This is a genomic window from Mycolicibacterium sp. HS_4_1 (assembly GCF_054515875.1).
Genome location: NZ_CM137261.1, coordinates 5,145,570 through 5,157,998, shown reverse-complemented (window position 1 = coordinate 5,157,998; position 12,429 = coordinate 5,145,570). Strand labels below are relative to the sequence as shown.

The 12,429-nt window shown below is 67.1% G+C and carries 11 protein-coding genes and 1 riboswitch; of the genes, 6 read left to right on the top strand and 5 right to left on the bottom strand.

Features of this window, described 5'->3' with window-relative positions:
• The first annotated feature begins 25 nt into the window (after positions 1 to 25).
• From ACX12F_RS24955 to ACX12F_RS24935, 5 genes are all read left to right on the top strand, one after another.
• Positions 26 to 1,498, top strand: coding sequence for a M20/M25/M40 family metallo-hydrolase (locus tag ACX12F_RS24955; RefSeq protein WP_459366956.1), 1,473 nt, complete (start codon positions 26 to 28; stop codon positions 1,496 to 1,498).
• A complete protein-coding gene (locus tag ACX12F_RS24950) occupies positions 1,495 to 2,973 on the top strand; it encodes a M28 family peptidase (protein WP_459366955.1) in 1,479 nt (492 codons plus the stop codon). The genes ACX12F_RS24955 and ACX12F_RS24950 overlap by 4 nt, the downstream gene beginning before the upstream one ends.
• Before the next feature lie 82 nt (positions 2,974 to 3,055).
• Positions 3,056 to 3,460, top strand: coding sequence for a hypothetical protein (locus tag ACX12F_RS24945; protein ID WP_459366954.1), 405 nt, complete (start codon positions 3,056 to 3,058; stop codon positions 3,458 to 3,460).
• A gap of 67 nt (positions 3,461 to 3,527) precedes the next feature.
• Positions 3,528 to 4,166 (top strand): GntR family transcriptional regulator, encoded by a 639-nt coding sequence (locus ACX12F_RS24940; RefSeq protein ID WP_459366953.1) that lies wholly within the window; start codon positions 3,528 to 3,530, stop codon positions 4,164 to 4,166.
• Positions 4,163 to 5,371, top strand: a complete 1,209-nt coding sequence (locus ACX12F_RS24935; protein ID WP_459366952.1) for an MFS transporter — start codon at positions 4,163 to 4,165, stop codon at positions 5,369 to 5,371. The genes ACX12F_RS24940 and ACX12F_RS24935 overlap by 4 nt, the downstream gene beginning before the upstream one ends.
• Here ACX12F_RS24935 and ACX12F_RS24930 read toward each other — a convergent pair whose 3' ends face one another.
• The 5 genes from ACX12F_RS24930 to thiC all read right to left on the bottom strand — a co-directional run bounded on the left by ACX12F_RS24930 (position 5,372) and on the right by thiC (position 10,283).
• On the bottom strand, positions 5,372 to 5,653 hold the full coding sequence (locus ACX12F_RS24930) for a DoxX-related protein (RefSeq protein WP_459366951.1): 282 nt from the start codon (positions 5,651 to 5,653) through the stop codon (positions 5,372 to 5,374).
• A 16-nt stretch (positions 5,654 to 5,669) separates the two neighbouring features.
• Positions 5,670 to 7,157: a flavin-containing monooxygenase gene (locus tag ACX12F_RS24925; RefSeq protein ID WP_459366950.1), complete on the bottom strand. Its 1,488-nt coding sequence runs from the start codon at positions 7,155 to 7,157 to the stop codon at positions 5,670 to 5,672.
• Between the two features lie 25 nt (positions 7,158 to 7,182).
• Positions 7,183 to 7,815, bottom strand: a complete 633-nt coding sequence (locus tag ACX12F_RS24920; protein ID WP_459366949.1) for an alpha/beta hydrolase family protein — start codon at positions 7,813 to 7,815, stop codon at positions 7,183 to 7,185.
• Positions 7,805 to 8,641: a bifunctional hydroxymethylpyrimidine kinase/phosphomethylpyrimidine kinase gene (gene thiD / locus ACX12F_RS24915; RefSeq protein WP_459366948.1), complete on the bottom strand. Its 837-nt coding sequence runs from the start codon at positions 8,639 to 8,641 to the stop codon at positions 7,805 to 7,807. The genes ACX12F_RS24920 and thiD overlap by 11 nt, the downstream gene beginning before the upstream one ends.
• Positions 8,642 to 8,648: 7 nt before the next feature.
• Positions 8,649 to 10,283, bottom strand: a complete 1,635-nt coding sequence (gene thiC / locus ACX12F_RS24910; protein WP_459366947.1) for a phosphomethylpyrimidine synthase ThiC — start codon at positions 10,281 to 10,283, stop codon at positions 8,649 to 8,651.
• A riboswitch (TPP riboswitch) is annotated at positions 10,275 to 10,389 on the bottom strand. It overlaps the preceding gene by 9 nt.
• A gap of 281 nt (positions 10,390 to 10,670) precedes the next feature.
• On the opposite strand from thiC, the gene ACX12F_RS24905 reads away from it, so the two are divergent.
• The gene (locus tag ACX12F_RS24905; protein ID WP_459366946.1) at positions 10,671 to 12,425 is read left to right on the top strand and encodes an MFS transporter; all 1,755 of its coding nucleotides are present in this window, start codon (positions 10,671 to 10,673) and stop codon (positions 12,423 to 12,425) included.
• Positions 12,426 to 12,429 lie beyond the last annotated feature (4 nt).

The following is a 12,429-nucleotide window of genomic DNA, read 5'->3' as shown; positions in this document are numbered from 1 at the left end:
CCGCGTTCACGCTACGGTGGTGCCCATGGTCCGCACCCCGCTCGCGCTCGCGCTCGTGCTGGCCCTCGGAGTCTCGGGGTGTGGGCCATCGTCGCCCTCTGCGGAGGAGTTCGCCGGGGATCTCGCCAAGAGCGTGTCCGTCGAGGCGATGACGGGACATCTGGCCAAACTGCAAGCCATCGCCGACGCCAATGGCGGGAACCGGGCCTTCGGTACACCGGGCTACGACGCGAGCGTGGACTACGTGGCGAATGCGCTGCGCGCCAAGGGTTTCGATGTCGCCACCCCGGAGCTGGAAGTCAAGGTTTCCTATAACGACACTCCGGAACTGAGCGTCGCCGGCAGGCGGGTACCGGCGCGGGCACTGGAATACTCGGCCGGCACCCCCGGTCTCACCGCACCGCTGGTGCCTGTTCGTGGTGGGCCCGGATCAGGCTGCAACAGTGCCGATTACGACGGTCTGCCCATCAAGGGTGCCGTTGCCCTGGTGGACCGCGGCACGTGTCCCTTCGCGACGAAGGAAGCCGCCGCGGCGCTCCACGGCGCGGTGGCGCTGGTGGTGGCAGACAACAAAGACGACGTCGACGACGCGGGGGTCCCGGCACGCGGCGGCACCCTCGGGGCCAAGGCGACGGTGAAGATTCCGGTGGTCCTCATTCCGAAGGCGGACGGGGCGCGGCTGCGGGCCAATCCCGGGGCCGTCACTCTCAAGCTGGCTGCCGGAGTGCGGATTGAGCACACCCGCAACGTGATTGCCCAGACCAAGACCGGGTCCGGGCATGACGTCGTCGTGGTCGGCGCACATCTGGACAGCGTCAAGGATGGTCCCGGGATCAACGACAACGGGTCCGGGGTGGCCGCAGTTCTGGAAACGGCACGGCAGTTGGGCAGCGCACCGAAAATCGCGAACGCCGTGCGGTTCGCGTTCTGGGCAGCCGAAGAAGAGGGCACCATCGGCTCTGACCGCTACATCCAATCGCTCGATGTCGAGGCGCTCAAAGACATTGCGCTGTATCTGAATTTCGACATGCTCGGCTCGGAGAACGCCGGTTACTTCAGCTACGACGGCAACCTGTCCGGCCCGCCGGTGGCCGACGATCTCGTGCCACGCATCCCGGAGGGCTCGGCAGGTATCGATCGCACCTTCACGGCGTATCTGGCCGGTGCCGGGAAGCCGCCTCAGGACTATCCCTTCAACGCACGGTCGGACTACGACGCCTTCACCAGGGCGGGCATTCCCGCAGGCGGACTGGTCGCCGGTGATGAGGAGAACATGAACGACGAGCAGGCCCGCCTCTGGGGCGGTATCGCCGGAAAGCCCTTCGATCCCAACTACCACAAGAAGACGGACACTTTGGCGCACATCAACCGCACGGCAATGGACATCATGGGCCGCGGAGTGGCTTTCGGCGTCGGCCGGTACGCCCAGGATTTGGGTGGCCGGGGCGGCGTTCCGGTCCGCGATGACCGGACCCGGCACGTGGTCTCGGCATCATGAGGCGGGGATTGGCCGCCGGCCTGCTCACCGCGGTCCTGGCGGCGTGCGCGCCGCCGCCACAGGCACCGCCCGCGCCGCCGCCCCCGCCCGCCCCCGACCTCGCTCGCGACTTGGCCGCCAAGGTGGGTGTCGACGGCATCTACACGCACCTGAAGAAGTTCGCCGCCATCGCCGCGGAGAACAAGGGCACCCGCGCCGACGGCACGCCCGGCTACCAGGCCAGTCTCGACTATGTGGCGAACCTGCTGCGGGACAAAGGGTTCGACGTTCAGACCCCTGAGTATGTGCGGGTGGTGCGCGGTGCGCCCGGCAATCCGGCGCTGGACGTCGGCGGCCTCCGCTGGTCCGTCGTACAAGCATCACTGCTGACGTCGACGGCGCCGGGCGGCTTGAGCGCGCCGACCCTGCACCCGGTGAAGCCGGCCGGCTGCGCGGCGGACGACTACGGCACGCTCAACCTGCGCGGCGCCATCGCGGTGGTCGATGACCTGGGCTGCTCGGTCGTCGACAAGCAGAACGCGGCGGTGGCCCGTGGCGCGGTCGCGGTTCTGGTGGTCAGCCCGCCCAACCCGAACGGAGCGCCGCGCGGGTTGTTCAGTCCCGGCTACTACGAGCACCTCAATACGCCGGTGGGCATCATCGGCAAGGACGCCGATGCCGTCCTGCTGAAGACCAACGCGCCGGTGAAGCTCACCCTCGATGCCAAGAACTCCGGGGTGAAATCGCGAAACGTCCTGGCCCAGACCAAGACCGGTGATCAGCACAGCGTCGTGTTGGCAGGTGCGCATCTGGACAGCGCGCCGGCGGGCGCGGGCATCAACGATGCCGCCACGGGGGTGTCTGCGTTGCTCGAGACGGCGGCCGCACTCGGTGGTTCACCGAAAATCGCGAACGCGGTGCGGTTCACCTTCTGGGGTTCGGGGGCTGTGGGCCAGGAAGGTGCCACCAAGTACGTGCGCGGGTTGGCCGCCGAACCGCTGAATGACATTGCGCTGTATCTGGATTTCGACATCCTCGGCTCACCCAACGCCGGGTTCTTCACGTTCGACGGTGACCAATCCGGCCAGGCGAACCCCGAGATCCCAGTCGACGCGGTGCCGGCCGGTTCGGCCGGAATCGAGCGCACGCTGGCCGGATACCTGTATCTCGCCGGTAAACGGCCCGCGGACATGACGATGGATCTGGGGAGTGGCTACGGCCCGTTCCTCACCGCCGGGGTGCCGGTCGGCGGTATCTCGACCGGGACATCGCAACGTAAGTCCGCGATCCAGGCCAGATTGTGGGGCGGCCGGGTGGGCGTCGCCTTCGATCCCGGGTATGCGGCGGCGGGCGACACCGTCGAGCAGCTGAACCGGGACGCGCTGGCCGTGACCGGCCCCGCCGTCGCCTTTGCGGTCGGCACGTACGCGCAGTCGCTGACCGGACCCAATGGCGTGCCCGTGCATGATCAGCGGCACCGGCAAGCAGGCAAGTAGCGAAGGTTCATAGCAACCTCATAAGCGGAAATGCCTTTTCTGCGAGTCCGGTTGCCAGGTTGCCGGGTTAGTAATGGTGCCCATGAAAAGCACCTATCGCGTGTGGTCGGCTGCTGCGGGCACTTTGACCGTCCTGGCCATGGGCGGGCTGACCGTCGCCTGCGGTTCGCAGAGCAACGCTCCGACCACGGTGACGGTCACCCCGTCGAGCACGACCACCACGACCACCACGACGGCGGCCAAGCAGCACCACAGTGGCGGCGGTGGCGGCGGCGGCGGTCAGCAGCAGGCACCCGCACCCGCGCCGGACACGGTGACCAACACCGAGACCGCAACCCAGACCGAGACGCAGACGCAAACCGAGACGTCGACCTCGACGTCGGTGCAGACCTCGACCGAGACGTCGACCTCGGTGCAGACGTCGACCGTCTATCAGACGCAGCCGCGCTGGGGCTTCAATGCGCCCCAGCAGCAACAGCAGCACTGATCGGCCGGAGCGTTAGCTCTGTCACTGCTTGTATGCAAGCTTGCATGCAAGTTGCTAGGGTTGATGCGTGGCCATCGAACAGACTCCTGCCAGCGAGCGCGCGTACCGGGATACCAAGACCAAGATCCTGGTAGGCGCGGTCAAAGGTGGCCAGCTGCTGAGCGAGGTCGAGGTGGCGGCAGAGCTCGGGGTGAGTCGCACGCCCGTGCACGAGGCCTTCCTGCGGCTGGCTGCCGAGGATCTGCTCGATCTGCTGCCCCGCCGGGGCGCGGTCGTGGTGCCCATCCCGCCGCGGGAAGCCACCGACCTGCTCGAGATGCGCCTGGCGCTGGAGGGCAGCGCCGTGCGCCGGCTCTGCCGTTCGCAGGCCACCGCGCAGGCGGCATCCGCCGAACTTGCCCGTCTGATCGAACAGCAGCGCGGCGCCGCCGCGGACCTGGCGCGCTTCGCTGAGCTCGACGACGCCTTCCATCGGCACATCGTCGATGCCGCGGGGAACTGCATCGCTGCGCGGTTCTACGGCTCACTGGGAGACCGGCAGCGCCGGATGATGGCCGACGCCGTGACGGCCGACCGGACCCTCGTCGACCGGCTCATCACCGAACATGCGGAACTGGCCCAGGCCATCGACGCCCGCGACGCGGCGTCGTTCGACGCCCGCCTGCTCGCGCACCTCGAGTCGACGTACGAGGTGGTGCTGCGATGAGCCGCGCACGCGTGAAACCGTGGCTCGCCGTCGCCGCCGGTGTCTTCTGTATCGGTTGGGGCGGAAACCAATTCACCCCGATGCTGATCGAATATGTGCACCGCGCCGGCTACTCCCGGGTGGACGTCGACGTCCTGCTGGGCGCCTATGTGCTGGGCCTGATCCCCGGGCTGCTGGTGGCCGCAGCGATGTCGAACCGCTACGGGCGCCGGCCGTTGATGATTGCCGGTCTGATCAGTTCGGCGGTGGGCAGCATGATCTTGGCGACCGGCGAACTCGGTGGATTCTCAGCACTTTTCGTGGGCCGGTTGCTGTGCGGACTGAGCGTGGGCATCGCGATGGCCGTCGGGTCCACCTGGATCGCCGAACTGTCCGTGCCGCCGTACGACACGGCGGCCGCAGCCGGAGCCGGCGCGCGCCGGGCCTCGATCTGGCTGTCGCTCGGGCTGGCGATCGGGCCGTTGTGCTCGGGCCTGCTGGCGCAGTTCGCGCCGCTGCCGTTGACCCTGACGTACCTGGTGCAGGCTGCGCTGTGCGCTCCGGCGCTGTGGCTGACGCTGACCCGGACGGTGGAGACCCGGGGTGCCCGGGTCAGCGGAGACCTGTTGTCGCAGTTGCGCGTTCCGGCCGCGACGCACCGCCGTTTCGTCCGCGTGGTGGCCCCGATGGCGCCGTGGGTGTTCGGGTCCGCCGCCATCGCGTACGCCATCGTGCCGGCATTGGTCGCCGACAGCCTCGGCTCCTGGGCGCTGCTCTACACCGCAGGCCTGACGGTGCTGACGCTGGCCTGCGGTGTGCTGGTGCAGCCGATCGCCCGGCGGTTGGACGACCACTCCAGCGCCCGCGCCGTGGTGGTGTCCATGGTGCTGATGTCGGCGGGAGTGTTCGCCGCGGTCGCCACCGCGGTCACGCGATCACCGGCCATCGCGGTGCTGGTGGCCATGCTGCTCGGCAGCGCCTACGGCATCGCCATCGTGTCCGGGCTGCTGGAGATTCAGCGCATCGCTCAGCCCCACGAGCTGGCCGGGGTGTCCGGCGTGTACTACTCGCTGGCGTACGCCGGCTTCTTGCTGCCGGCGGTGCTGGCCGCGTTGGCCCATTACGTCAGCTACCCGGCGATGCTCACCGTGGTGGGCGTACTGGCGGCGGTGTGCACCGCGATCTGCGCGGCGGGCTGGTCCAAGCACCTGCCGGCCCGCGTTTAGTCAGGCGCGGTTGCGGGCGACGTTGGCGGCCAGGTAGAGGATGTAGCCGACCACGCCGATTGTCGCCACCTTGCGCGTCTGGGGCACGATCAGGCCGACGCCGAGCGCGGTCTCGATCGATCCGTTGACCTTGAGGTGCTTGTCGATGTCCTCCGGGAACGCCGTCGCGGTGATGCCCTTGAACAAGTCTGGCTTGACGAAGTGCGCGAGCCCGGTCAGAGCCAGGCCGAGCCCGACCAGCAGGCCCTTCTTTCCAGCGGTGTTCCCAGCGGCGTCGGTCACGTGTGGTCCTCTCTGATCACGAAATCTTGTAGTCGCTCAACGGAAATTCGGAAGCTTCCCGGATTGCCGTCTCGGTCGACGATGGGCGCAGCAGCGTGGGCTCACCCGCCGGATTGAAATAGTACGAGTGCGCGCTGGCGCAATTGCCCAGGGTGAAAATCGAATCGCCGAGCAGTTCGGTCATCCGGTCGAGGAAGGCGGTGTTGGCTTCCTCGGTGACCTCGAACGTCGTCGCGCCGCGCTTCTTCACCTCGGTGAAAAGCCGGTCCATCAGGCGCATCTGGTACTCCATGGTGTTGAAGAAGTTCAACCCCAGGAACGCGTACGGGCTGGCCAGGCTCAGGAAGTTCGGGAAGTACGGCATCGACACACCCTGGTAGGCCTGGAAACGCGTCTCGCGCCACCACTTTCCGAGATCCCGGCCCTCGCGGCCGATCACCTCGATGGCGGGGAAGTTGGCCTCCCAGAGGTCGAAGCCCGTCGCCAGCACCAGCGTGTCGATCTCGACCTTGACGCCGTCGTTGCCGATGATCCCGTCGGCGACGATGTGGTCGATGCCGACATCCTGCAGGTGCACGTTCGACCGATTGAAGGCCTGGTAGTAGCCGTTGCTGAAAGTCGGCCGCTTGCAACCGAAGTCGTAGTCCGGGGTCAGCCGGCGCCGCAGGTCCTTGTCACGGATGACGAAGAAGCGGTGCATCTTCGACAGGTCGGACGCCGAGATGTTGAAGCGGCCCCGGAACATCCCGTAGTGCCGGACGCCGACGGACACCATCACTTCGTAGATCGAGTCGGTGAGCCAGCGAAGTACGCGCTGCGTCAACGGGAAGCGGGCGAACATCCGCTTGGCCCGAGCCCCGAAGCGCGGATCGATCTTCGGTACCACCCAGATCGGCGTGCGCTGGAACACCGTCAGGTCGGCGGCGGTCTTGGCCAGCTCGGGGATCAGCTGCACCGCGGTGGCACCGGTGCCGATGACCGCGACGCGCTTGCCCGCCGGGTCGTAGTCGTCGTCCCAGGCGGTGGTGTGGATGACGCGGCCGGTGAACGTCTCGATGCCCGGAATCGCCGGGATGTTCGGCTGGGACAGGAAGCCGGTGGCGGTGATCAGGTAGCGGGCGCTGAGGGTTTCGCCGTCGGCGATGCTGATGCGCCAGAGCGAGGCGTCCTCGTCCCAGCGGGCCCCGTCGACGACGACGTTGAACCGGATGTGGCGGCGCACGTCGTACTTGGCCGCGACGTCGTCGGCGTACCGCTTGATCTCCGGACCCGGGGTGAAAAGACGGGACCAGTTCGGGTTGGGCTCGAAGAAGTACGAGTAGGTGGTGGTGGGCACGTCGACCGCGAGGCCAGGGTAGTGGTTGACGTACCACGTGCCGCCGAGATCGTCCTCGCGCTCGAGGATGGTGAAGTTCTCGATCCCGAGGCGTTTGAGCTGGATGGCTGCGCCGATACCGGCGAATCCCGCGCCGACGATGACCGCGTCGAACTGCTGCGTCGTCATGTTTATACGCTACCTCAAGTAACTGTTACCGCTGCTGAAGCGCGAGTCTGATGCCGGCGGCGACCGCCAGCGCCGGGACGTCCAGGGTCTTGGATCCCAGGTCGTGGCGGGCACCGGTGATTTCGACGATCTCGGTGGGGGCGGGAACCAGCGCCGCGGCGGCCGTCAGCTCGGCGATGGTGCCGAACGGGTCGGCGGTGCCGTGGGTGAAGACCGTCGGGACGGTGATCTGGGGCAGGTGCTCGGTGCGCGCGCGCTCAGGCTTGCCGGGCGGGTGCAGGGGGTAGGAGGACAAGGTAAGTGCAGCCAGCTCGACCGTGCTGTCTCCTGCGGCCGCGACCATGGACGTCATCCGGCCGCCGTAGGAATGACCGCCCGCGATCACGGGACCGTCGGTCAGGGTGCGCGCCAGCGCAATGGCGTCGACGATGCCCTGTTGATCCGAGGCCGCGGAATTGGACGGCGGCCCCTTCGGTCGGCGGCGCCGGTACGGCAGGTCATAACGGATGGCGAGCCAGCCGTGCCGGGCCCACTCGTCGCACATCCGGACGAGCAGGGGGGCGTCACGGTTACTGCCCGCGCCGTGGGTGAGTAGCACGACGCCCGTCGGCGTCCCGTCGGGTTCGTGTGCGACGCCCGCGATGGCCTCAAGATTCATGGGTCAACCGGAATAGCGCGTTGACGGGACCGTGGCCGTGGCCAAGGGGGTAGGCCGCCCGCAGGCATTCGGTCACCCAGCTCTTGCCGAACGCCACCGCGTCGGGCACCGAAAAGCCGTGCGCCAGTGCGCAAGCCGTGGACGCGGCGAGGGTGTCACCCGCACCGTGGTCATGGCCGGTGTCGATGCGCTCGGTGGTGAATTCGTAGAACTCGCTGCCGTTGTACAGCAGGTCGGGGCTGTGATCGCTGGACCGCAGATGTCCGCCCTTGACCAGGGCCCACTGCGGGCCCATGTCGTGCAGGGCTTTGGCGGCATCGCGTTGCGTCGACGCGTCCACCACGTCGATCCCCGTGATCAGCCGGACCTCATCGAGGTTCGGGGTGACCAGGGTGGCGATCGGAAACAGCTGGGTGCGAACCGAGTTCAGCGCGCTCGGGTGCAGCAGTGGGTCGCCGTGCATGGACGCGCACACAGGGTCGACGACGAGCGGAACCTGTTCGTCCAGGTCGCGCCAACTATCTACGACCGCGCCGATGATCTCGGCCGAGGCCAGCATGCCGGTCTTGGCCGCCTGGATGCCGATGTCGTCGGCCACCGCCGTGATCTGCCCGCTGATGATGTCGAGCGGCAGCTCGTGAAAACCCTTGACCCCCACCGAGTTCTGCACCGTCACCGCAGCAACGGCGACGCACCCGTGGATACCGAGCATCGCGAAGGTGCGGAGGTCGGCCTGGATGCCGGCGCCACCACCGGAGTCCGAGCCGGCAATGGTCATCACCCGCAGGGGCGTCTGGCCCGGCGGGGTCAAGGGCAGGAAGTTCACTTCGACATCACGGAGCCAAGGGTAGATACACCCGGTTGCCGTGGTCGGCGAACTCCTGGGATTTCTCTGCCATGCCTTGTGCGATCTCGTCCGCGTAATCGGGGGCGACCCCGTCCGGGTAGGCGTCGCGGATGTCCTGCGTGATGCGCATCGAGCAGAACTTCGGCCCGCACATCGAGCAGAAGTGCGCCGTTTTGGCGGGCTCGGCGGGCAGCGTCTCGTCGTGGTACTCGCGGGCGGTGTCCGGGTCGAGCGACAGCGCGAACTGATCGTGCCAGCGGAACTCGAAGCGGGCCTGCGACAGCGCGTTGTCGCGGTCCTGCGCGCCGGGGTGGCCCTTGGCCAGGTCCGCGGCGTGCGCGGCGATCTTGTACGCGATCACCCCGTCCTTGACGTCCTTGCGGTTGGGCAGGCCCAGGTGCTCCTTCGGGGTGACGTAGCAGAGCATCGCGGTACCGGCCTGGGCGATGATCGCCGCGCCGATGGCCGAGGTGATGTGGTCATACGCCGGAGCGATGTCGGTGGCCAGCGGGCCGAGGGTGTAGAACGGCGCCTCTTCGCAGAGCTCTTCTTCCAGGCGCACGTTCTCCACGATCTTGTGCATCGGGACGTGGCCCGGGCCTTCGATCATCACCTGCACGCCATGGGATTTCGCGATCTTGGTCAGCTCGCCCAGCGTGGTCAGCTCGGCGAACTGGGCCTCGTCGTTGGCGTCGGCGATCGAGCCGGGACGCAGGCCGTCACCGAGGGAGAAGGTGACGTCGTAGCGCTGCAGGATCTCGCAGAGCTCTTCGAAGTGCGTGTAGAGGAACGACTCCTGGTGGTGCGCCAGGCACCACGCCGCCATGATCGAGCCGCCGCGGGACACGATGCCGGTGACGCGCTTGACGGTCAGCGGGATGTAGCGCAGCAGCACGCCGGCGTGGACTGTCATGTAATCGACGCCCTGCTCGCACTGTTCGATGACGGTGTCGCGGTACAGCTCCCAGGTCAGCAGCGTGGGATCGCCGTTGACCTTCTCCAGCGCCTGGTAGATCGGCACGGTGCCGACCGGGACGGGGGAGTTGCGCAGGATCCACTCGCGGGTCTGGTGGATGTCCTTGCCGGTGGACAGATCCATGATCGTGTCGGCGCCCCAGCGGGTGGCCCACACCATCTTGTCGACCTCTTCGGAGATGGACGAGGTTACTGCGCTGTTTCCGATGTTGGCGTTGACCTTCACCGCGAAGGCCTTGCCGATGATCATCGGCTCGAGCTCGGGGTGGTTGTGGTTGGCCGGGATGATCGCGCGGCCGATGGCGACCTCGTCGCGCACCAGCTCAGCGGGCACGCCCTCGCGCTCGGCGATGAACGCCATCTCCGCGGTGATTTCGCCGTTGCGCGCACGCTGGAGCTGCGTGCCGCGGTCCTTGACGACGCCGGGACGGGCGGGCAGGCCCTTCTCGAGGTCGATGGTGGCGGTCTCGTCGGTGTACGGACCCGAGGTGTCGTACAGGTCGAGGTGGTCGCCGGTGGTCAGGTTGACCCGCCGGAACGGGACCTTTCCACCGTCGGGAAGCTCCCGGTAAACCTTGGTGCTGCCCTGGATGGGGCCGCAAGAAAGGTCATGAAAATGAGCTGGCGATACGCCAATTGCAGACATCTGCTTACTCCCTACGCCGGCATTACCCGGTCAGGTTCATACGGTCGACGGCACCACACAGCCGTCCTCTCAGCGCACCAAGGTGTGCGCTCCCGCGCGGACGTCTCCACCGTAACGGATGACAGCTGGAAGACAAGGGTGTGGCGGCTGCCGGTCGAATGTGTAAAACATGCGCGGTCGCGTGGGATGTGATCGACGTCGGGCGTGTCGCCACTGTCTGCAATGTGTGCGATCCAGACCCGTCACCATGTGCTGACGATGTCAGCCTCGGCTGACAGGTGCTGATGCGAAATGGTGGGAGGGAGCCCCGCGCGGGGAATCGAATTGTCAGCGGGTCGTTTGTATAGCTAACATATGTTTTTCTGATATTGGAGCGAAGACCGACTGATGACGACTGACACCGAGCTCACCGGGCAGCGCGACACCGCGCTCGCAGCAACCGCACGCCGCCGCGTCCAGATGGACCACGACCACCCGCATTACAAGTGGGTGGTGCTGTCCAACACGACGCTGGGCATCCTGCTGGCTTCCATCAACGCGTCCATCGTGTTGATCTCTCTGCCGGCGATCTTCCGGGGTATCGGGCTGAACCCGCTGGCGCCGGGCAACGTCAGCTACCTGCTGTGGATGCTCATGGGCTACCTGGTGGTGACCGCCGTACTGGTGGTGCCGTTCGGCCGGCTCGGGGACATGTACGGCCGGGTCCGGATCTACAACATCGGTTTCGTGGTCTTCACGCTGGCGGCGGTCGCGCTGTCGTTCGACCCGTTCCACCTCGGTGGCGGCGCGGTGTGGCTGATCGCCTGGCGGGTGATTCAGGGCGTCGGTGGCGCCATGCTGATGGCATCGTCGTCGGCGATCCTGACCGACGCCTTCCCGGCCAATCAGCGCGGCATGGCGCTCGGCGTGAATATGGTTGCCGCCGTTGCGGGTTCGTTCCTCGGTCTGCTGATCGGTGGGTTCCTGTCCGAGTGGGAATGGAAGGCCGTCTTCTGGGTCGGCGTCCCGATCGGCGTGGTGGGCACCATCTGGAGCTACCGCTCGCTGCATGAATTGGGTTCACGCTCGCCCGGCCGGATGGACTGGGCCGGCACCGTGACGTTCGGTGTGGGTCTGACGGTGCTGCTGCTCGGCATCACCTATGGCATTCAGCCGTACGGCAATTCGCCGACGGGCTGGACCAGCCCCGCGGTATTGGGATCGATCGGCGTCGGCCTGCTGCTGTTGGTCGCGTTCTGTGTCGTCGAGCTCAAGGTCGAGTCGCCGATGGTCGACATGCGGCTGTTCAAATCGGCGACGTTCGGTATGGGAAACCTGGCCGGCCTGATGTCGTCGGTGGGTCGCGGTGGTCTGCAGTTCATGCTGATCATCTGGCTGCAGGGCATCTGGTTGCCGCTGCATGGTTACGACTTCGAGTCGACCCCGCTGTGGGCGGGTATCTACCTGCTGCCGGCCACGGTCGGTTTCCTGGTGGCGGCCCCCGTCGCCGGTACCCTCTCCGACCGGTTGGGCGCGCGGCCGCTGGCGGTCGGCGGCATGCTGCTGATGGCCGTGACTTTCGTTGCGCTGCTGATCATCCCGGTCAACTTCGACTACTGGCAGTTCGCCGTGCTGGTGTTCCTCAACGGCGTCGGCGGCGGCATCTTCACCGCACCCAACGCGGCGGCCATCATGTCGAGCGTGCCGGCCGCGCAGCGCGGTGCAGCGTCGGGCGTCCGGTCGACGTTCTTCAACGCCGGCAACTCGCTGTCGATCGGCATCTTCTTCTCGTTGATGATCGTCGGCCTGGCCAACACGTTGCCGTCGGCTCTGTCCAGTGGCCTTCAGCAGCAAGGGGTTTCGGCTGACGTCGCGCAGCAGGTGGCCGAACTGCCGCCGGTGGGCAGCCTCTTCGCGGCCTTCCTCGGCTACAACCCGATAGCCGAGTTGCTGGCCCCGTTCCACACCCTGCAGCAGCCCGGCGTAAATGCCGGCACCCTGACCGGTCAGAGCTTCTTCCCGCAGCTCATCACCGAACCGTTCCACTCCGGCCTGGTCGTGGTGTTCGGCGCGGCGGCGGTCATGATGCTGCTCGGCGCGGTGGCGTCGATGTTCAACCCCGGCACGTACGCTACGGAGCCCGGCGCCGACAACGAGGCCTGATCTC